Annotated in this window: 17 protein-coding genes; 7 read left to right on the forward strand and 10 right to left on the reverse strand. The window is 46.4% G+C overall.

The window, feature by feature from the left end; all coding sequences use genetic code 11:
- Positions 1-1,731, reverse strand: coding sequence for an ATP-binding protein (locus ACMXYV_RS00570; protein ID WP_415889844.1), 1,731 nt, complete (start codon positions 1,729-1,731; stop codon positions 1-3).
- A gap of 200 nt (positions 1,732-1,931) precedes the next feature.
- Here ACMXYV_RS00570 and ACMXYV_RS00575 point away from each other — a divergent pair, with 200 nt between their 5' ends.
- Positions 1,932-3,707, forward strand: coding sequence for a putative bifunctional diguanylate cyclase/phosphodiesterase (locus tag ACMXYV_RS00575; RefSeq protein ID WP_415889845.1), 1,776 nt, complete (start codon positions 1,932-1,934; stop codon positions 3,705-3,707).
- Positions 3,708-3,713: 6 nt separating this feature from the next.
- Here ACMXYV_RS00575 and ACMXYV_RS00580 read toward each other — a convergent pair whose 3' ends face one another.
- From ACMXYV_RS00580 to ACMXYV_RS00600, 5 genes are read right to left on the reverse strand one after another with little or no spacing between them, the layout of a single operon-like run.
- Complete coding sequence (locus tag ACMXYV_RS00580) at positions 3,714-5,021, reverse strand: sensor histidine kinase (RefSeq protein WP_415889846.1); 1,308 nt, start codon at positions 5,019-5,021, stop codon at positions 3,714-3,716.
- Positions 5,018-5,686, reverse strand: coding sequence for a response regulator transcription factor (locus ACMXYV_RS00585; protein WP_415889847.1), 669 nt, complete (start codon positions 5,684-5,686; stop codon positions 5,018-5,020). Before ACMXYV_RS00585 ends, ACMXYV_RS00580 begins: the two co-directional genes overlap by 4 nt.
- A 54-nt stretch (positions 5,687-5,740) precedes the next feature.
- The gene (locus tag ACMXYV_RS00590) at positions 5,741-8,926 is read right to left on the reverse strand and encodes an efflux RND transporter permease subunit (protein WP_415889848.1); all 3,186 of its coding nucleotides are present in this window, start codon (positions 8,924-8,926) and stop codon (positions 5,741-5,743) included.
- Positions 8,927-8,935: 9 nt separating this feature from the next.
- Positions 8,936-10,318, reverse strand: coding sequence for an efflux RND transporter periplasmic adaptor subunit (locus ACMXYV_RS00595; protein ID WP_415889849.1), 1,383 nt, complete (start codon positions 10,316-10,318; stop codon positions 8,936-8,938).
- A gap of 30 nt (positions 10,319-10,348) precedes the next feature.
- Positions 10,349-11,563 carry a TolC family protein gene (locus tag ACMXYV_RS00600; protein WP_415889850.1) on the reverse strand — a complete coding sequence of 405 codons (1,215 nt, stop codon included), beginning with the start codon at positions 11,561-11,563 and terminating at the stop codon, positions 10,349-10,351.
- 236 nt (positions 11,564-11,799) lie between these two features.
- On the opposite strand from ACMXYV_RS00600, the gene ACMXYV_RS00605 reads away from it, so the two are divergent.
- Positions 11,800-12,351, forward strand: coding sequence for a c-type cytochrome (locus ACMXYV_RS00605; RefSeq protein WP_415889851.1), 552 nt, complete (start codon positions 11,800-11,802; stop codon positions 12,349-12,351).
- The gene (locus ACMXYV_RS00610) at positions 12,348-13,244 is read left to right on the forward strand and encodes a c-type cytochrome (protein ID WP_415889852.1); all 897 of its coding nucleotides are present in this window, start codon (positions 12,348-12,350) and stop codon (positions 13,242-13,244) included. The genes ACMXYV_RS00605 and ACMXYV_RS00610 overlap by 4 nt, the downstream gene beginning before the upstream one ends.
- A gap of 78 nt (positions 13,245-13,322) precedes the next feature.
- Here the strand turns inward: ACMXYV_RS00610 and ACMXYV_RS00615 are convergent, their stop codons facing one another.
- The 3 genes from ACMXYV_RS00615 to ACMXYV_RS00625 all read right to left on the reverse strand — a co-directional run bounded on the left by ACMXYV_RS00615 (position 13,323) and on the right by ACMXYV_RS00625 (position 16,048).
- Positions 13,323-14,423, reverse strand: coding sequence for a 5-(carboxyamino)imidazole ribonucleotide synthase (locus ACMXYV_RS00615; protein WP_415889853.1), 1,101 nt, complete (start codon positions 14,421-14,423; stop codon positions 13,323-13,325).
- The gene (purE, locus tag ACMXYV_RS00620; protein WP_415889854.1) at positions 14,423-14,905 is read right to left on the reverse strand and encodes a 5-(carboxyamino)imidazole ribonucleotide mutase; all 483 of its coding nucleotides are present in this window, start codon (positions 14,903-14,905) and stop codon (positions 14,423-14,425) included. The genes ACMXYV_RS00615 and purE overlap by 1 nt, the downstream gene beginning before the upstream one ends.
- Positions 14,906-15,838: 933 nt before the next feature.
- Complete coding sequence (locus tag ACMXYV_RS00625) at positions 15,839-16,048, reverse strand: cold-shock protein (RefSeq protein WP_286240059.1); 210 nt, start codon at positions 16,046-16,048, stop codon at positions 15,839-15,841.
- 412 nt (positions 16,049-16,460) lie between these two features.
- On the opposite strand from ACMXYV_RS00625, the gene ACMXYV_RS00630 reads away from it, so the two are divergent.
- The 4 genes from ACMXYV_RS00630 to ACMXYV_RS00645 are packed head-to-tail and all read left to right on the forward strand — an operon-like array spanning position 16,461 to position 20,710.
- Entirely contained in the window at positions 16,461-18,287 is a 1,827-nt protein-coding gene (locus ACMXYV_RS00630; protein ID WP_415889855.1) for a bifunctional alpha/beta hydrolase/class I SAM-dependent methyltransferase, read from the forward strand.
- Between the two features lie 14 nt (positions 18,288-18,301).
- Complete coding sequence (locus ACMXYV_RS00635) at positions 18,302-19,654, forward strand: phosphatase PAP2/dual specificity phosphatase family protein (protein ID WP_415889856.1); 1,353 nt, start codon at positions 18,302-18,304, stop codon at positions 19,652-19,654.
- Positions 19,641-20,072, forward strand: a complete 432-nt coding sequence (locus ACMXYV_RS00640; RefSeq protein WP_415889857.1) for a hypothetical protein — start codon at positions 19,641-19,643, stop codon at positions 20,070-20,072. Before ACMXYV_RS00635 ends, ACMXYV_RS00640 begins: the two co-directional genes overlap by 14 nt.
- A gap of 14 nt (positions 20,073-20,086) precedes the next feature.
- Positions 20,087-20,710, forward strand: coding sequence for a CDP-alcohol phosphatidyltransferase family protein (locus ACMXYV_RS00645; protein WP_415889858.1), 624 nt, complete (start codon positions 20,087-20,089; stop codon positions 20,708-20,710).
- Here ACMXYV_RS00645 and ACMXYV_RS00650 read toward each other — a convergent pair.
- Positions 20,707-21,378 carry a lysophospholipid acyltransferase family protein gene (locus ACMXYV_RS00650; protein WP_415889859.1) on the reverse strand — a complete coding sequence of 224 codons (672 nt, stop codon included), beginning with the start codon at positions 21,376-21,378 and terminating at the stop codon, positions 20,707-20,709. The genes ACMXYV_RS00645 and ACMXYV_RS00650 overlap by 4 nt on opposite strands.
- Between the last annotated feature and the right edge of the window lie 2 nt (positions 21,379-21,380).

The following is a 21,380-nucleotide window of genomic DNA, read 5'->3' on the forward strand; positions in this document are numbered from 1 at the left end:
TTATGTCTGCGGTTCTATACCATCGTGAATTTCAGGTGCTTTTAGCGGTAGCTCTAAAATAAAGGTAGTGCCTGTATCGAAGCTACTGTTGACCCGAATTGTGCCACCTAAAACGTGATTCACGATCGAATAAACAATGCTCAAACCTAACCCCGAGTTTCCTTGTCCTAAAGAAGTGGTAAAGAACGGATCAAACACTTGCCCGAGGTATTTTGAGGGAATACCGCAACCGTTATCTGCTACTTTAAGGATGAGATTGCCGTCATTCTTTGCATAGCTAATGGTGATTTCAAGTGGATCGGTTTGTTTAGATCCATGGGTAATCGCGTTGTTGATTAGGTGCACTAATGCTTGCGCCAGTGGAACTGGGTAAGTCTCCATAGACAATGCGTTATCGCCAGTGACTGAGATGGTGAGGTCATCGTCAGCTAAATTATTGGTGGCGATCACAGTTGCATCTTCAATTATTTCGGCGATATTGATCTGTTGCCTATGTTCTTGGCTCTGATGAGCGGAGATCTGCCTAAAGTTACTAAGTAGGGTGACGGCACGTCTGAGCGCTTCTGCTTCTAGCGTTAAGGAATCTTGGCTGTCGCTTAAGAAATCGAGCAAGGCTTGTTTGGTTAAGGCATCATTTCCGATCAGCTTTTCTAGCTGGTCAATCTGTTCTTTAAGGGCGCTGCTCAAGGTAATGGCCATTCCTAAAGGCGTGTTTATCTCATGGGCAACGCCGGTCACAATGGAGTTAAGCGCGGCCATTTTTTCGGTTTGTACCAACTGCTTTTGGGTACGGGTAAGGCGATCAACCGTGTCTTCTAACGATGCTTTTGCAGTAGAGAGTGACTGGGTCCGTTCTATCACCTGGCGTTTTAAAGTAATAATGGACGCCACTGCGACACAGGCTAAAACGAACAGGGCTCCAAAACCAAACTGATAATAGATCTGATTAAGCGTGTCTTGGGTGAGATAGACCATGCTGTACCCAGACCACTGCTGATTAAGACGGGCGAGCGTTCCCTCGGTTTCCATTAGCTCGATGCCTTTTTGCAGCTGTTGAACCAGTTCGGTATCGCTTTTTCTTACGCCCATGTGGGTCGCTTTGGTCGCGATTGGGGTGGGTGCAAACTTAATCCCTTTAAGTTTGTGCTTCTGAATCACATAAGAGCCGACCCATTTAGTGGTGGCTAAGGCATCAATCTCACCTTTTAAAAGCTTTTGAAAGCCATCTAAATGATCATCCATTGTCACAAGCTGAGCTTGGCTTTGTGTTTCTATTATTTTTCTTGGGAAGCCTCCTTTAGATACGCCGGTTTTGATCCCTTTGAGATCTTCTAAACCATGGATTGTGAGGTTGTCACTGCGGAGAAAGAGGCTGATCTCAAACTGCAAAAAACTATCAACAAATGCGTAGTCTTTTACACGGTCAGGGTTAGGGCTGAAAACGGTCAGGACATCGGCTCTGCCTTCTAATACAGCTTGCTGTGCCTGTTTCCAATTCATCAGGTTGTATTCAACTTTGCGGTTGAGCGCTTTGGAATATTCCTTTAAGAATGAGGCAAAAATGCCGCGCGGCTTACCCTCCTCTAACCATTCAATGGGAGGGTAGTCTTTGTCCCCTACAAAGCGGATGGGTGGTTGGCTGCTATCAGTGCCGAAGGTTGTTTGTGCAAGACCCAACTGGGATAAAAGAAAGAGCATTCCAGCAAATAGAAGCTGATAAGTGACACGCATCAATATTTTATATCTCTAAATTACATACTCTGTTTATTGAGTATAGGAAGACTTCGATTAGATGCCATGGACGAAACTACATCAACAGTGTTGTTCTAAGAACTATTCAAGACACTACAACAAAATGTGGTAGTGAAACTGAAGTGTGTTAAGCTCGGATAGCGCTCAAAGTTAACATGGGAAGTATTGAGGTTACGCAGTTGTCCGAAGATGTATCAGATCTGGTTAGGGAAAATACGCAGCTGCGTCAGCGTATTCAGTATCTTGAGAAAGTCGAACAGTCTTTAAGGGAAACTGAAGAGCGCTATGCTTTGGCAATGAAGGGTGCCAACGAAGGGCTTTGGGACTGGGACCCTGTTAGCAAAGAACTCTACCTCTCCGCACGTTTATTAAGCACCATCGGCATGGGTAAAGACACCATTAAGACCACTTCAAGTGAGTGGTTACAATGGGTGCATGCGGATGATCGCGAACGTTATCAACAAGTGCTTTGCCGCCATCTAAAAGGCGAAACCGAATTTTTCCGGTGTGAATATCGTGTAAAGAATAATAACGGCGGTTATTTCTGGGTCCTTGCTCATGGTTTGGCGCTGAGAAATGAGAACAACGTTGCTTACCGTATGGTGGGCTCCATCGGCGATATCACCGAGCGTAAGAATTACGAATCCAAACTCCTTCATCAAGCTACATATGACCATCTTACAGGGTTACCTAACCGTGTATTGGCGATGGATCGGCTCTCACAAGCGTTAACTCGTGCCAATAAGAATCAAACCTCAGTAGGGATTCTGTTCGTTGATCTAGATAATTTTAAAAAGATTAACGATACCTTGGGGCATGAGGTGGGTGATCAGCATCTTCAGGAGATTAGCCGACGTTTGGGCTACTGTGTACATGGTGACGATACCATTGCGCGTTTGGGGGGGGATGAGTTTTTAGTCATCTTGCCGGATCGTAAAGCGCACGATGAAATCTCGGATATATGTGAGCGAATCTTAAGAACGGCTGTGCAGCCTGTGATGATCAATGGTTATGAGTTGTCTACTTCTGCGAGTATCGGAATTACGGTTGCTCCTAAAGATGGCCAAGATCCGGTTGCATTGCTACGTAATGCCGATGCGGCTATGTATAAAGCTAAGGCGGTGGGTAAAGATGCCTTCCGTTTCTATACGAGGGAGATGGAGCATGAAACGGTGTTTAAATTCACCATGGAATCCTATCTTCGTCGTGCATTACCTCAAAATCAGCTGAGTTTAAGTTATCAAAGCATTGTCGATGCTGCTAGCGGGAAAATTGTTGGTGCTGAAGCGTTGTTACGTTGGTCGTGTCCAGAGTATGGCCAAGTATCCCCCGACCAATTCATCCCATTGGCAGAGGAATCGGGCTTGATTGTACCCATCGGTGATTGGGTGCTTGAACAAGCCTGTAAACAAGCGGCTCAATGGGCAGATCTTATGGGTGAGCCGTTCAAAATTGCCGTAAACGTTGCTTTTCCGCAGTTCCGTGATGGTCATTTGGAATACACGGTTAAGCGCGTACTACGTGACACAGGTTTGCAGCCTGAGGCACTCGAACTCGAGCTCACCGAACGTCTGCTAATGGAGGATGAGCGCGGTTGTGGTGAAGCGTTGAAGCACCTAAGCGAAATGGGTATTCAGCTTTCGATTGATGATTTTGGTACCGGCTATTCAGCACTTAATTATCTGCAAAAATTCCCTGTAGATACTTTAAAAATCGATCGCAGCTTTACCGCTGAACTTAGCGTGACTCCCGAAAGCCCTGCGCTCATCTCCGGTATCATTCAGATGGCTCACGCTTTAGGGCTTAAAGTAGTTGGGGAGGGTGTGGAGCTTGCTGACCAGCGAGATTTCTTACAGCAAAAATCCTGTGATTATTTTCAGGGTTATCTGTTTTCAAAGCCTCTGCCCGCTGAGCATTTTACTGAATTGTTACAAGCGGAATTACAGCAACGTTAAGCTGGCTTAGGCTTGATAAGCCAGAGGGATACTAATATTGACGGCAAAGCCCGTGGGTTGGGTATTGGTAAAACTCACTTCCCCCTGATACTGCTCAACAATGGTTTGCACAATGTTTAAACCCAGACCATGCCCTTTGGCGTGTTCGTCTAGTCGCACCCCGCGCTTGGTTAAACGTTCTATCTGGCTTTGACTACAGCCGGGGCCGTTATCACTGATCCTGATATGTAATTGCTCAGCGGACATCTCAATAGTTAGCTGAATGGTATCAGTACACCATTTGGCGGCGTTATCCATCAGGTTGCCCATTAACTCATTAAAGTCGGATTGCTCGCCGGGGAAGTAAGTTTGAGCTGTAATATTAAGATCAAAGTTCAGCGGTTTATCTGGATAGATCAATTTCAGAGTGGCGGCTAAATTATCCACTGCTTTCTGGATCGAGAAGTTCTCAGATTGGTGACCGCGGCCGGAAATACGGGCACGCTTAAGTTCGCTGGAGATAATTAGATTGAGTTGATCTGCTTGTTCAATTAGCAGTTCTCTTGCTTTGGGGGTTAAGCCATTATCTTTGGTCTCGGCGATCTGAGTGATTACCGCAATCGGGGTTTTCATCGCGTGGGATATGTTGCCCACCGCATTTTTACTTCGCTCGTTGCGATTATGCAGATAGCCGAGTAGTTGATTGATAGCACTGACTAAGGGGGATATCTCACTGATGTCGCTGTTGGGAAGTGTTGGTTTTTCACCCCGTTGCAGGGCATCAATCTGACTTTTTATTGGATCTAATTTAGAAAAGGTTTCGCGGATTACTTTTTGCTGGAGTAAGAGAACAATAGCTAAGGCCAGAATAATGGCAAACAGCATATAGCTGTGATTTTTATCGAGTTCTGCCAGCGCCGCAGTGGTTTCCTGAATAACAATAAACTGCATGGAATTAGAAAAGGTTTGGCTCAGGATTAAGAAACTACGGTCATTATTATCCTGAAATTCATGGAACCCGGGTGCATTAAACCAATCGTCTAGTGGATACTCGCTGACGGGTTCTGGCGCAGAACTCCAACTACTAGTTTGGCTGCGGATAACGTAAATATGGCTACTGTGTTGCGGCAGGTTAAGTGTCAGCGCGGTGCGTTGTTCGGGAGTGGTATGACGAAGATGTTGCGCCAACGCTGATCCTTCATGCTGTAGCTGTTGTTTTTGCATCTTGAGGTATAGGCTGTCGGCCCACCATGAGTGGAAAAAGGTCAATGCTGCAACCAAGGCGAGTGCAATCAGGATAAAGCGTTTAAGCAGAACCTTTTCAATCGAAATCATAATAAGCCTTTGTAGCGATAACCCTGAAATCGTCGGTTTTCAATCACCTGTTTACCCAGTTTAGTGCGCAAGCGTCGGATATAGCTCTCGACAATATTACTTTCCCGCTCGGCATCAAATTGATACAGAGTATCGAGTAGTTTCTGTTTGCTATAGAGCCGACCTGGGTTACGTATAAAATGATGTAATAGACGATATTCGGTGGAAGTCAGAGAGATACGCTCGCCGCTTTCCAGAATGATTGCATCTTGGGTACTTTCATCTAAGCCAATGCCTCCGGCTGAAAGGTTCGGGCATTGGTGTGGTTTACTGCGACGAAGTAGAGCTTCTAAACGCACCAATAGTTCTTCCTGACGGAAAGGCTTACAGACATAATCATCTGCCCCCGCTTGAAAAGTGATAACTTTCTCTTCCCAATTATCCCGAGCAGTCAGCACTAATACCGGCGTATGCTGGTGGCTCTTACGCCATTCGGTAAGGAGAGACAAACCACTCCCATCAGGCAATCCTAAATCCATAACGATGATGTCGTAGCTGATTTCATTTGTCATATAGCGCGCGTCACTTAGCGTGCCGCTGACATCCACTATATAGCCAGAAGCCTCTAAGTTATGTTGTAGCTGGTGCGCTAAATTAAGATCGTCTTCAATCAGCAAAAGGCGCATGTTGATCTCCTAACCGTTGGAGACTGCAACAGGGTTGCAGCCTCCTCCTGAGTCTTACTTCTCAGTTTGGTACTTATATTTTGAGAATACGTCATAGAGTGATGGTATCACTAGCATCGTGAGCAAGGTTGATGAAATTAATCCACCGACTACGACTGTGGCTAAAGGCTTTTGGATTTCCGAACCTATATCGGTCGACATAAGAATAGGAATAAGGCCTAAAGCGGATGTCAGCGCCGTCATTAATACCGGACGCAAGCGTGAACAAGCACCTTCATACACCGCTTCAGCCATACGCTGGCCATCCTGTATTCTCAGATTGATACTTTCCACCATAACTACGCCGTTAAGTACCGCCACACCAAACAGGGTTATAAATCCAACCGAACTCGGTACCGACAGGTACTGGCCGGAAATAAACAACGCAGCGACACCACCAATCAGCGCCAATGGCAGATTGAGTAATACCAAAGCGGCCTGCCCTAAAGAGCCAAACGAGAAGTACAGCAGTAAACTGATCAAAACAATGGATAAGGGCACAACTATCATCAAACGTGCCTGAGCCCGCTGCTGGTTTTCGAATTGGCCACCAACATCTACGGTATAACCTGCTGGCAGATCGACGTCTTTTTCGATTGCAGCATAGATATCGGCTACCACGCTGCCCATATCACGATCCTGTACATTGGCTTGAATCACCACGCGGCGTTGAACATCATCGCGGCGGATTTGCGGCGGACCTTCTTCAATCGCCACTGTTGCTATATCACCCAAGCGAACAATAGCGCCATTGCTGGCTTGTAGGCGTAACTGTCTAAGGTCTGCAGCTGATTTACGTTGATCTTTCTGTAGGCGCACATAGATATCATAACGTTCGTTACCGTTGATTACTTGGCCAGCGCTTTGGCCGCCGATGCCTGTTTCCACCAGTTGAATGACATCAGCAACGGCTAAACCGTAACGGAACAGTTGTTCCCGATTAGGGCGGATCACTAACTGTGCTTCGCCTTCAACTTGTTCCATTGCTACATCAGTAGTGCCGGGGATCTGTTGCACAACTCGTTCGATCTCGCGGGCTTTACTGGCAAGCGTATCCAGCTCGCTGCCAAACAGTTTTATCGCCAACTGCGCTTTAACACCGGAGAGCAATTCATCCACGCGGGTCGCTATAGGTTGAGAGAAGGTGAACAACAAGCCAGGGTGAATGTCTAGGCGTTCTTGTATTAATTCCTGTAACTCACGGCGATTGCTGGCGCTGGTCCATTCATTCACCGGTTTGAGGCCAATATAGATCTCAATATTGGATACAGGCTCTGGGTCCCCGCCCACTTCGGCGCGGCCAATTCGGCTCAGGGCATAAGTGACTTCTGGGAAAGCTAAAATCTCCTGTTCTAACTTAGGTGCTACAGAGAGTGCAGATTGCATATTGGCGGAAGGCGCTAAAGTAACACGCAGGTTAATGGTGCCTTCTTCCAGCTCTGGTACAAATTCAGTACCTAAGCGTGGCAGTAATAACAGGGTGCCGACCACGGCCAAACCGGCAGCGGATAGCAACCATTTACGCTGCTTAAGTACGCTGCTGAGGAGTTTGCGGTAGGCTCGATCGATTGGTTTCAGCAGCGGACTCTCTTTCTCACGAATTCCTTTACGGAACAGTAGACTGGCTAGGGCTGGCACAACAATCAATGCCACTAGTAGTGCGGCTAGCATAGCGATAATAATGGTGATCGCCATTGGCTGGAACAGCTTGCCTTCCACCCCTTGTAAACTGAACAGCGGGGCAAATACGACAATAATAATCATCACGGCGAAGAAGACCGGGCGAGCGACCTCTTTCGCCGCCATGATAATGCGTAGCGAAATACCATGATCGTCTTCACTTGCCGCGAATGGGTCTTCAGCACCGGGGGCTGTATGGCCTTCGTGGCGTTGGTCCGGATGACTTAAGTGTTTAAAGATGTTTTCCATCATCACTACAGCTCCATCAACCATCATACCGATAGCGATGGCGAGCCCACCTAAAGACATCAGATTAGCGGACATGCCGTTGAACGACATAAATGCCAGTGCTAAACCAACCGACAATGGAATGGAAAGGAGTACCAACGAGGTTGCGCGTAGGTTTAATAGGAATAGCGCCAGTACAATTACGATAAAGATGAATGCTTGTACTAGAGCGGTTACCACCGTGCTGATCGCTTTTTGGACCAGATCAGATTGATCGTAGTAGGCTTCGAAAGTGACCCCATCTGGTAGGGCACGATTGATCAGATCGATCCGTTCTTCAATCGCTTTGATCGTTGTATTGGTATTGCTACCCATACGTTTCAGGACAATGCCGGATACCACCTCGCCGAGATTTTCGATTTCACCCTCACTGTTTTTACGCGACATAGTGACAGCGCCTTGGCGGATCTCACTGCCAAACTCAACCGTGGCAACATCGCCTACACGGATCAGAGCTCCATCGACCTCTTGTAGGGGAATTGCAGCAATATCTTGCAAACCCTGACGGTCGCTACGCAACCAACCAACGCCACGTACAACCAACTGTTCACCACCACGGTCTAAGTACCAACCGCCGGCATTACGGTTGTTTGCTTCAATCGCTGTGATTAAATCATCGCTGTTGATCTTATAGGCGAGTAAGCGTTCGGCATCTAGATTGACCTGATATTGGCGAACTTCACCGCCAAAAGAGAGCACATCGGTAACGCCATCAACCGGCATCAATAGCAGTTTTACCACCCAGTCGTTGAGGCTGCGCAGTTGCATTACATCGTATTCACTGCCGGGTTCCGCCTTTAACAGGTACTGATAGATTTGCCCTAGACCTGAAGTGTTTGGTCCCATCTCTGGGATGCCGACTCCGGCTGGAATCATCTCTTTAGCCACTTGTAGCTGTTCAAATACCTGCTGCCGAGCAAAGTAGATATCAGTGCCTTCTTTAAACACCACAGTAATGCCGGCAAGGCCTGTTTTAGAGATAGAGCGTACCTTTTCAACATCGGGCATTGCATACATAACCGACTCAATTGGGAAGGTGATGAGCTGTTCGACTTCCTCGGCTGCGAGGCCAGGGGCTTCAGCATTCACAGCAACTTGGATATTAGTTACATCAGGGAAGGCATCAAGATTAAGCCTGGGTATCAAAAATACGCTGCCAATTAACGCAGCGACTACGGCAATGACCACCAGAATACGGTTAGTCACTGACCATTCAATTAGTCTATTTAACATCACGAAATCCTAGTGGTTGTGGATATCAAAACCGGCTTTAGCTTGCTCTGAAGCAAGAAAAAATGTGCCGGATGTGACGACTTTTGTTCCTAGAGGTAGACCTTGAATCACGCGGCCATTGCTGGTTTCGCGACGGACTTCGATCTCCTCTAATTTATATTCACCAGGAGATTTCTCGATAAAGACACCCCAGTCGCCATCAGGAGTGCGGGTGAAGGCAGTTTCTGGCAGCAGTAACTGCCAGGTTTGTTTATCCAGTGGCATAGTGACCTGAGCAAATTGTCCAGGGTGGAGGTGGTGTTCTTGATTATTGACACTAATACGAGCCATCCGGGTACGGGTGACTTCATTCAGGCTGTGTGCGAATTGCAGCAATTCACCCTGATATGCATCAGCCCCGACAGTGAGAGATATCTGTGTACCCTTGCTCAGGGTTAAAGGCAGATCGGGTGGTAGTTGCGCTTCTACCCAGACAGTTGTTTCATCGACTAGCGTAAATAAGGGCTCGCTGTTGCTGATCTGTTGGCCAATTAGGAAATCATCTTGTTGCACAACACCTGCATGTGGTGCTTTTAGTACAAACTGACCTAGAGGGTGTTTGCTTGGCTGGTTCAGTTGGGTTTGGATCTCGTTGTGGGAAAGGCCAAAAGCACTGACTTTAGTTAGACTTTGTTGGAAATTCGTTTGCGCCTGACTGTAGCGGTTTTTTCCTGCAAGGCTCTTGCCCAGTTTACGTACGATCTCCCACTCTTTAGCATCATTTTTTAGGTCGGAAAAACGGTCAGCTAGCTCATCGGAAAACAGAGTAACCAGCGGTTGGCCTTGAACTACATGATCACCTAGCATGACATGGCGCTGGATCACGCGTACATCCGCTTGGGGGGAGACAATGCTGCTGTTATAACGGTTAATTACGACTTCGCCTGGGACTGTTCGGCTATCTGCTAGTAATACAGGCTTAAGCTTGGTGGTTTTTAGTTCGATCATCGCTTGCTGTTTGGCATTTAGGTGAACAGTACCTTCCTCTTCTTCATGTCCATCCTCATCTTCGTTGCCATGAGCATGTCCGTCAGTATCGCTGTGGTTCTCTTTATCAGAGGTATGTTGAGTTTCTTCAGTATGGTCATGACCTTCTTCATGCTGGTGTTCAGCTTCTTCAGTATGGTCATGGTTTTCTTCATGCTGGTGTTCAGTTTCTTCGGCATGATCATGGCTTTCTTCGTGCTTATGATCTGAATCTCCAGCGTGCTTTTCGTTGTCTTTATGCTGATGTGTAGGTGTTTTAATTGATTGCTGTTGGGCTGCTGCGTGGTTGTCTCCGGCAGAAGCGTTGCTAACTGCAGCTGCTAGTAACAAATTGCTGACGAGTAAAGGTAGAGTTTTCTTTTGCATAACGAGTATCTCAGTGGTGAAGGCCAATATTTATTGCTGATCTAACCAGTCTTGGAGTTGGTTGCTGGTACTGAGCCAGTCAATCAGGCGGATATCGGATTCGGTATTCAAATTGATGTCTGCGGCCAGAGTTTGGTTTAGTTGCTGTAAGTTCTGCAGATAATTTGTGGTTGTCAGTTCGCCAAGTTTCCATAATTTTTCCAATTGGCGATTCAATTGAACAAGGCTGCGTTGGCCAGGCTTTTGCCAGATTTGTTGTAATGCTTGCTGTTGTTTCAAGCTGGACCAACTGCGTTGTAGCGCGGTTTCTGTATCGATACGTACTTGGGCCAAGGCTAAATCTGAGGTTTTGGCGCGGGCATTGGCGGCATCAACTTCAGCGCTATAGCTATTGCGAATGTTTAGAGGAAAACTGATGGAAAGAGCCACGACATCGTCATCACCATCTTGTCCAAATCCCAGCCCCAAGGTTGGTTCTGCTTTGCTCTCTTTGACTGATTGCTGCACTTTTAACTGTGCTTGCTGAGTTTTCACCCCATAAGTTCTTACAGCCGGATGCTGTTGGCTTAACTGTGCAAAGTCCGGTTGTTTAGGCAGGGTATAAGGTAGCGGTTGTGGCAAGATTGGGATGAGATCACCCAACAAAACCGTTTGTTCAGCCTGATAGTTGTGTAAGGACTGTTGTACAGCCGCTTTCGTTTGTAATACCTCGGATAAGGAGAGTTTTACTATATCCAGATCGATCTGGGTGGCATCACCCGCATACAGTCGTTGTTGGGTTAGTTTGATGAGGCGTTGGCTGATCTGCAGCTGGTCATCTGCGAGGGAAAGAAGAGCTTTAGCGCGACGGGTTTCCAGCAATAGAGTGAGGGCGCTGGCTGAAATCTGATTTTGACTTTGTTGCTGCTCCAGCGTGGTAATTTGCTGCTGTAGAGCTGCTATTTGACTACGGGTATCTCGTTTATCAAATAGATCAATTGTCTGGCTGAGTGTTGCTTGGTAGGCACGTTCGTTCTTATCTTCGTAACTAAGTTCAAGTTCTGGGTTATATACAGGCTGCTGCGCTGCAGTCAGTTCGGCATTAGCGGCCGTCACTTGGCTGTTGAGATGTTGCCATTGTGGCGATTCAGCTAAGCGCTGTTGTAACTGTTGGCTCCAGTTTGCAGTTGTCTCTGCAAAAACTGGGGAAGAACTGGCAAGCATCAGACCTATGCCAATAGATTGAGCAATCTGTTTTAGCTTCATATATTTTCCTGCGCACAGGGCTCCATCAGGGGTTTATCGAGAATGCTGAGCAATATACGAGGGGAAAATGATTTGAAACTGAAAATTTAGTCGGCATGAGCGATGAAGTGACAAAAATTCAACCGTTAGATAACTTGGAGGCGTTCTCTGTGTATCATATGGCGTAGTAGAGGTCTGACCCGTGGGTTCAGGGGTATAAATTGAACCGCCAGTTATATGACGGTGTGAGTTAGAGAATGAATAGAAAGTTATTGAGCATGTTGTTCCTAGGTATCTTTATGAGTGGGCAAGCTTCGATTGTGACAGCCCATGGTGGGGCAACAGGTATTGTTAAAGAACGAATGGATGCCATGGAAGATATGAAAGGGGCGATGAAAACCGTCTCTGACATGTTTAAAGGAAAAATTCCTTATGAGCCTATTCAGGCTCGTGTAGCCGCTGAAACGATCAATATGCATGCAGGCGAGAAGCTAACTAAGTTGTTCCCTAAAGGTAGTCTGCATCACCCAACCGAAGCTAAAGCTGAAATTTGGCAGGAGTGGGATCGCTTTCAGCACCTTTCTAAAGAGTTAGAGCGTATCAGCCAAGGTTTATACGACGCTGCTGACAATGTTGGCTCTGAAAATGAGGAAGATACTTCGGCAAGCATGATGGGTATGGCAGCAGAACCTGAAGTGCAAGAGGGCGCTGAATCTTTTGCAACTATGCCGGTAGAAGTAGTTTTTGAGCGCTTAAGCGATAACTGCTCTGCTTGTCATACTGACTATCGTGTAGAGAAAGATAAATGAGAAAGCTCCTCTGGTTTTCATCTATCCTAATCTGCTTGGTTTTTGGTGTTGTTTTAGGAGTCAGCTACCTGAGTTCGGTAGACGAGCCTAGAGCCTCGATATCTGAACTGAAGGGGAATGTTGCCAGAGGAGCTTATCTAGCGCGTGTTTCAGGCTGTATCGCTTGTCATACCGATAGTGAAGCTAAAGGAAAGCCGTTAGCGGGTGGAAAGGGTACGGAAACACCCTTCGGAACCTTCTATGCGCCGAATCTTACGGCGGATAGAGAGCACGGAATAGGGACGTGGAGTGTAGATGACTTTGAACGTGCATTGCGCGCGGGCAAGTCGCCTAGCGGTCAGAGTTACTACCCAGCCTTCCCTTATAGTTTCTATGCGCGCCTATCCGATCAGGATGTCGTTGATTTATGGGCGGCGTTTAAAACCGTCCCCGCTGTTGCCAAACCTTCGACAGTGCATCAAGTGAGCTTCCCGTTCAATATCAATTGGGGCTTAGATTTGTGGCAGTTGCTGTTCTTTGATGAGCAACGGTTTATTCCTGATGCTAAGAGAAGTGAGCAGTACAATCGAGGCGCTTACCTCGTTCAAGGGCCGGCGCACTGCGGTGCGTGTCATACGCCTAGAAACCTATTGGGTGGATTAGATACTGCGGCAGCTTTAAGTGGTCATCAGGGCTTTGTTGACGATGATGGCGTTATTCCTGCGATTACTGCAGGCGCATTAGCTAAACAGGGCTGGAGCGAAGCGGATCTAGCTTACTCGCTCAAGTCTGGAGTGAAGCAGGATGGTGATGTCTTTGGCGGTAGTATGGGTGAAGTGGTACGTGATGGCGCTAAGTACCTAAAGAAGTCAGATCGAGAGGCAATCGCGCATTACTTGCTGACTCGGCCGTGATTGTCTAAGAGCAGCGAATAAAAAACCCGGTACTGCAAAGTAGCCGGGTTTTTTAATGCTAAGTCTTTATAAAGACGACTAGTCTTCGTAAAGGCTATCGCGAATGCGTTTTAGCTTAACTTCTAGTGTGTGACGATCATCACTGACTAGGTTAAGGTGCCCAACCTTACGGCCTGGACGTAGCGACTTGTTGTACACATGATGCTGTACATTACTTTCGCTGATAATCTCTTTAGGTGCTTCTATACCTAGTAGGTTGACCATGCCAGCATGTTGGCTGTTGATGGTGTGACCTAAGCCTAATCCACAGATAGCGCGGATATGGTTTTCAAACTGAGAAGAGATGCCTGCACCTTGAGTCCAGTGACCACTGTTATGAACACGTGGTGCCAGTTCGTTCACAAGCAAATCATCACCCGCTTGGAACATTTCGATAGCGATTACGCCAACGTAGTCCAAAGCATTGAGTACTTTATCTGCGATATCTTTAGCTTTAGCGTGCAAGGCTTCAGGTGCATCAGCCGGAGCAATAGAGCTCCACAGAATACCGTTGCGGTGAAGGTTCTCTGTTAGTGGATAGAATACACAAGCGCCAGACGCATCACGTGCGGCAATCAAAGATACTTCACGGTCAAAATTGACGCGGCCTTCAATCACTACTTCTGGTAGAGAATCTGCTTGGGCTACCAGATTAGCCAAATCTTCATCGGTTTTTAGAACCCACTGGCCGTAACCGTCGTAACCCTCTTCACAGGTTTTAACGAATACTGGGTAACCTAACGTTTTAACACTCGCGCTCAATTCCTCTGCATTGTTCGCAAGGTGGAACGGTGCAGTCTTGATGCCTAGAGAGTTAAGGAAGGTTTTCTCACGTCCGCGGTGTTGGCAATAGCTAATCGCTTCTGGAGAAGGATAAACGGAGCAGTGCGGTTTCAGTGTGCTCAGTAGAGACACATCAACATGTTCACGCTCAACGGTTACAACATCAGGATTGCCTAGTGCAGTAAAAAGAGACTCGCCTTCCATCTCTGGAGTACGTTCAACAATTTCACCTAAGCCTTTAACGCAATCAGTACCTTCACCTGGCTCAGCCAGAAAAGTAAAACGGTGACCTTGAGGCCAACCAGCCAAAGCCATCATGCGTGCCAACTGACCGCATCCAACAATAGCAACGTGCATTATTCTACCTCAACAGGAACGCTGTCAGTCTGAGCTTTGCGCCACTCTTGTAAGCGCTGACTCAAGTCTGCATCTTTAAGGGCTAGCATCTGTGCTGCCATTAGGCCTGCATTGTATGCGCCCGCACCGCCAATTGCCTGACAAGCAACTGCAACGCCGCGTGGCATCTGAACCATAGATAGTAGGCTATCTAGGCCTTTAATGTTTTTGCTGGCAACAGGTACTGCGATAACTGGCAGATGAGTCATAGATGCTGCCATACCAGCCAAGTGAGCTGCGCCGCCAGCACCTGCAATAATTACCTCAACGCCACGCGTGTGCGCTTCGGAGGCAAACTGGAAAAGACGCTCAGGCGTACGGTGCGCAGAAACCACTTTAGTTTCAAACTCTACACCTAGTTCTTCCAGTGGCTTAGTAGCCTCTTGCATGGTTGGCCAGTCTGAGCGAGAGCCCATGATGATACTGACGGAGACTTTACTCATTTTTGTTTACCTGTTTCCTCTTGGCTTAATGCCAAAAATTCAATATTCAGTGCGCTGAAAAATAGAAGCCGTATCAACACGTTATAAAACGTGATGCTATGTGATTTAGCAATCATTGATAGGCTTTGATTAGCGCTTGGAGGTGTTACGGATATCGCTGCAGGTACCGCGATAAAGAAGAAACACCGACCCCTAATGCTGCCAGTAGAATGGTACCACCAGAGGATAAACCCAATAAAACAGTGGTGGCTGTACCGAGTACTGCGCCCAAGGGGCGACATCATACCACCAAAGCTAGTAATAGAGGAGTCGTACTCGCGAAGTAGTTCAATTCTTGATCTGACAATATTACCCGTTTCTAACAACTACAGGGCAAAAACCTTGCGCAAAAGTCTATCAAAAAATGTGGATAACTGCTCGTATCTATTGAGTAAATACAGGGCGAGGATAGGCGATATATGCAATTGTAATTAGGAAATGCTTTATATCGTTTTAATCTGAAACTGTAGAAAAGTTATTTGAAATCTCAGGGGAGTCGTATTGCTTTTGAAGGTAGTGGGCCATCTCCGTTTTTGATAAAAGGCCTGTTAAACGTTTCCACATTTGGCGTCTGGATGGAGAAACGGCTGTGAGTGGTTCGTAACATGCCCATAGATCTTGGTCTTTTCCTATATGGCGGGATACGCAAATTTGTCCGTTTAAATTTTCTAACATACTCGTAGGTACCGTATTTTTATAAAAATTACCTTTAGCTAAAGAGTATAGGTGCACATAGTAGAGATTAGAGGAACCAAGAAGCTGTTAATAGAGAAGCCTTGATTGTTCGCTAACTGGAGCAGGAGATACAGTTCAGAGTAAGGAGGGGAGAGTGCTTTAAAAGAGCATGACATATGCCATGCTCTATTCAATCAATGCGGCTGCATTAATTAGGTCTTATAGAGGGCGGATGTTCTCAGCCTGAGGACCTTTTTGACCTTGAGTTACAGAGAACTCAACTTGCTGACCTTCTTGAAGGCTTTTGAAACCATCACCAGCGATAGCGCTGAAGTGTGCAAAAACATCTGGACCAGATTGTTGTTCGATGAAACCAAAACCTTTCTCATCGTTGAACCATTTTACAGTACCAGTAGTTGTATTAGACATAATCAATTTTCCTATTTTTCGGAAATAAGTGGGCCGCCCAAAAAGTTGGGGGCAGTTAACGCAGGAGTTTTTAATTTTTACTTACGGAAAACAGGACGAGGAATTCAGAAAAGACTTCGAAGTGAGGAACATAAATAACAAGTAAAGCATCAAGCTGGACTGCACTGTATAGAATTTAATCAGTTAAGTCAAAGTAAACTTGATCGTTAAAACAGTTCATTCGCAGTGAGAATATTAGCTGTACCACATCTAATTAATGTTTCTAGATATATTATTTTTGATGACCTAAGGATGTTGGTAGTACGTATTGATACTTCCCATCTCATTTTCTGCAACCTTATTTAACACGCTTAAAATTGCCCCTGTGCTATTTCATAGTCGGGTTTCCTTAACCAACAAATGGAAACTCAACATGAATCAGCCAGTGACAATCCAGAACGCAAGTTGTGCAACTCGCCTATGTGAAGAGCTGACTTTTTCTAGCCACGATAATATTGAGCTGTTTTATCGCCATTGGCCTAGTGTCGCACCTTCAAATGTCTCTTTCTCAAATACATCTGTGTCCGCTGCCAAGAAAGCTAAAAAAGCGGTGGTGATGTTTCATCGTGGTCATGAGCATGGAGGCCGCATGGCGCATTTAGTTGATGAATTGGCGATGGAAGATACCAGCTTCTTTGCTTGGGATACTCGAGGCTTGGGCAAATCGCCGGGTGAGCGGGGGCATGCAGAAAGTTTTGCCGAACTTGTCAAAGATGTGGACTGCTTCGTCAAGCATATTTGTACTTATCATGGTTTCAATACAGATGAGATCATCGTGCTTGGTCAAAGCGTTGGGGCGGTTCTTGTTAGCACTTGGGTGCACGATTACGCACCCAAAATCAGAGCAATAGTACTGGCTGCTCCAGCATTCAAAATTAAGCTGTATCTACCGGGTGCCCTAGCAATGATTGCGACCCGACAGAAGGTTTCTGGCGTATTTACAGTCAACTCTTATGTGAAAGCGCATCATCTTAGTCATGACCCAGAACGCATTCAAAGTTATAACCAAGATCCACTGATTACCCGGCCTATCGCTTCAAATTTGCTGCTTGATTTGGATAAAGCTGCGAAGCGTTGTGTTGAAGATGCGCATGCGATCACTACCCCAACGTTAACATTAGTGTCGGGTGATGATTGGGTGGTGGAGAAAGGCCCACAGTATGAGTTTATGGCGCGTTTAGGCAGTGAGAAAAAGCGTATTGTTGAACTCCCAGGATTTTTCCATGACACCTTGGGTGAGCAAGAGCGTGAGCGTGCATTAGTGGAGGTTCGTAGCTTTCTTGCTGAATCTTTTCGAACACCTCTCAGTACGGCTGATCTAAATCATGAAGATCAGCAGGGCGCGAGCTTTCAAAAGCAGATGGGCTACGCCACACCCGTGACAGGCCTGAAACGCCATTACTGGAACTCGTTACAAAAGATGATCGCTACGGCAGCGAAGTTATCGGAAGGCTATCGTATTGGCCAAGAAACGGGTTTTGATTCCGGCGGTACACTGGATTACGTCTATCAGAATAAGCCGCAAGGTAAAGGCTGGTTGGGTCGTCAGATCGATAAAAACTATCTCAATAGTATTGGCTGGCGGGGTATTCGCCAGCGTAAGACGAACCTAGAAGTTTTGATCAACAGAGCCATTGATCAGGTGCATCAGCAGGATCAGCCAGTACGCATTGTGGATGTTGCTGCAGGCCAGGGGCGTTATGTTCTGGATGCGATAGATCAACGCCGTGAAGATATCGATAGTCTGCTATTGCGAGATTTTAGCGAGATCAATGTCGAGGCTGGAGCAAAAGCCTTAATGGAACGTGGTTTTGATCGTATTGGTAATTTTGTTCAAGGTGATGCGTTTGATAAGGAATCGCTAGCGACCATAGAACCGACTGCAACGGTGGCTATTGTGTCTGGGTTGTATGAACTATTCCCAGAGAATCATCTGATCAGTGACTCCCTAGCGGGTTTGGCTGAAGCGATCAAAGAGGGTGGCTATCTTATATATACCAATCAGCCGTGGCACCCACAACAGGAGTTGATAGCCCGTTGTCTGACGAGCCATCGCGATGGTCAGCCTTGGGTGATGCGCTGTCGCTCGCAGGGAGAAATGGATCAACTGGTTGAACAGGCCGGATTCCTTAAAGTTGATCAGTTGATTGATAAATGGGGCATTTTCACCGTCTCCATTGCTCAGCGAATTGATGCGTAGGGCTGAGGTTAGCTATGAATGCTATCCAAAAGCCCTTTATCGAGGATAACCAAACTGCTCTTTGGCCTCGAGCGTTAAAGTGGCTCCTATTTTTGGGGCCGCTCTTTTTTATCTCTTACGGGGCGGTTAATGCGTTTACTGCGACGCGTGAGGATGTAGGTCAGATTGTCTTTACATGGGAGCAACATATCCCTTTCTGGGATTGGAGTATTGTGCCTTATATGTCGATCGACCTGCTTTACGCGATCTCGTTATTTATTTGCAGCAGTAAGGCGCACTTAGATCGGCATGGTTTACGCTTACTATTGGCGACATTAGTGTCCGTTGTCTGCTTTTTAATTTGGCCTTTGCAATTCACGTTGACGCGTCCAGAAACCAGCGGTTTTTACGGTAGTCTTTTTGATCTGCTAACCAGCTTTGATAAACCCTATAATCAGGCACCATCACTACACATCAGTTTACTTGTGCTGATCTGGATGATCTTTAATCAACAGATAAAGAATGGTTTTTGTAGGTGGATGATGCATGGTTGGATGTTGCTGATAGGGGTATCAGTGCTGACTACTTGGCAGCATCACTTTATCGACGTCATCGGTGGTTTGGCGGTTGCTTTGTTACTGATCTACCTAGTGCCTAATAACTCGTTTAAATGGCGATGGGAAAAACATCAAGATTCAGACCGTTGGCGCTTAGCAGGTAGATATGCACTGGCTGCAGTCTTGCTGGTGATTACCGCCTTTACTTTGGAAGTATGGGCTTGGTTATTACTTTGGCCCGCAGTTTCTTTGGTCACTGTATCTATTGCGTACGCGGGAGCAGGTACGGCTGCTTTTCAACATGATAATGGCCGAATGAGTATTGCTGCTGGTTTTATGCTTGCGCCTTACTTAGCAGGTGCAAGAGTAAGTGCTTATTTGTTTAGCCTAAAGCGTGCTGACCAAGTAGAAGTTATACCGAATATTTGGTTGGGGTGCGTGCCTTCCTTGAAGCGAAGGGATTGTATGCAGGCTATTGTCAATGTCACTGCAGAAATGAGCCCGAGAATCCCTCAGACAGATAAATATCGTCGGGTACCTATGTTGGATCTAGTGACGGCTGAACCAGAGCAGTTTGAAAAGGCAGTGATGGAATTAGATCAGTTAACCAAAGCCAATAAGCCTGTACTTATTCATTGTGCGCTTGGTCTTTCTCGTAGTGCTTTGGTTGTCGCGGGTTGGTTGCTTTTGACTGCAAAAGTACAAAGCGTTGATGACGCGCTTGAATGGGTAAAACAAGTTCGTTCAGGCTGTGTGATAACTGAGAGCCAGAAAAAACTGTTATCTGACTTTGCTAGCAAACATTCAGAGGTTGGTTATGGCTCACGCTAAGATAGTAGCTGAAGCAGATTTGCTGATAGCCACTCTGGATTCGTTGAAGCAGGTGAACAGCTACTCTCTTTTGTTAAGTGGTAGCTGTGTATTATTACTGTTATTCGGAGCTAACCCCACTGTACAGGGCTTAGCCCTATTGGGATTCGTAATCGGCTTAGCGCAGGGTTATTTTAGTTGGCGAGTCGCTTTAGATAGAAAGCTACTGCCTCTCCTCATGAAAATGGGAATAGAATCATTTGATCGAGCTTTAGCACAGCTCTTTACTGCTAAAGCGAAGCAGCTAAATCAACGTGATCTAAGCAGTCGCCTGAATGGTGTGAAGGGCTTAGTTAGAAGGCAGGTCTTCTGTTTTATGAGTCAGTTGTTCATATCTATATGTGCGTTTTGTCTATTTATGCAACCTGTTCTTTTTTAAATGGAATTATAACGATGCCTAGTGTTTATCAATTGAAGTCAGCTTTTTCCGATCTCTTACGCCCTGTTACTAATTTCTTGGCAGCAAAAGGGGTCAGTGCCAATCAAGTAACAGTGGCTGCGATGGTTGGCTCAATTGTGTTGGCAGTTGGTTTATATCTGGCTCAAATATTCCTGCAAAGTTCGCCTCTAATTTGGCTGCTGGTGCCTGTATGGATGTTCATTCGCATGGCGATGAACAATATCGATGGAATGTTGGCTCGCGAGCATAATATGGCTACGCCGTTGGGGGCGATTCTTAATGAGATCGGCGATGTTATCTCCGATAGCGCTCTGTTTTTAATGTTCGCGTGCTTGCCCGGAGTAAATAGTCCTTTGCTGGTGCTGTTAACGCTCTTAGCTATTATGAGTGAAATGATCGGTGTGGTTGCAGTGCAGATAGGGGCAAGCCGTCGCTATGATGGTCCTTCAGGCAAGAGTGATCGGGCAGTATTCTTTGGTCTGCTTGCCACGCTTTATGCTTGTGGCGTGCCGTTAGAAGGTTGGACGACATGGGCGCTCGCGTTAATAAATCTTCTACTGTTACTGACGATCTTTAATCGGGCAAGGGCTGCTTTGGTTGAGTTAAAAAGCGCTTAGTCAGCTTCTTTGCTGGTGGATTCATCTAATGCTTGATGGCGGGTTAGGCATTGCGAGGATAGTTGTTGGAAAGTTTCAGCCAACTGTTCGATAAACTCTCGGCTACTCTCTGGGATAGTGGTTGGTTCGCCAATAATGACATCACAATTATAAGGGACCAAAAGCGCTGTCCCTTTTGGCAGGGCCATACCTAAGCCATGTAGCATCACTGGACATACCGGAGTGTTGTTACGACCATCTTTAAGAAGGTGATGTACACCACCTTTTAGTTTACTGAGTTGTTCCGCGTTGCCACGACTTCCTTCCGGAAAAATCAGCAAAATGTCACCTCGATTCAATGCTTCATGGCACTGTTTAAACAAGTCGCGTTTAAAGTTGCTGCGATCCAGAGGAATAATGCCGATGATATTGAGTGCAAACCAAGCTAAGGCTTTGTGTTTTAGAAAGTAGTCCGCTGCTGCCACTGGACGAACCTTATGGATCTGACGCAAAGGGTAGAGTGACATCAACACTAAGGTATCTAAGTGACTATTGTGATTAGCGACGATCACCGCCGGCCCTGTTTCGGGCAACCATTGTTTGTTACGGATGTTGAGCCCAAGAACAATCAAAACGACAGGGCGTACGATTAGGGCAAAAAACAGTATCTTTAATAGACGAATCCACATAC

The sequence above is a fragment of the Neptuniibacter sp. SY11_33 genome, assembly GCF_047778025.1.
Classification (GTDB): Bacteria; Pseudomonadota; Gammaproteobacteria; order Pseudomonadales; family Balneatricaceae; genus Neptuniibacter.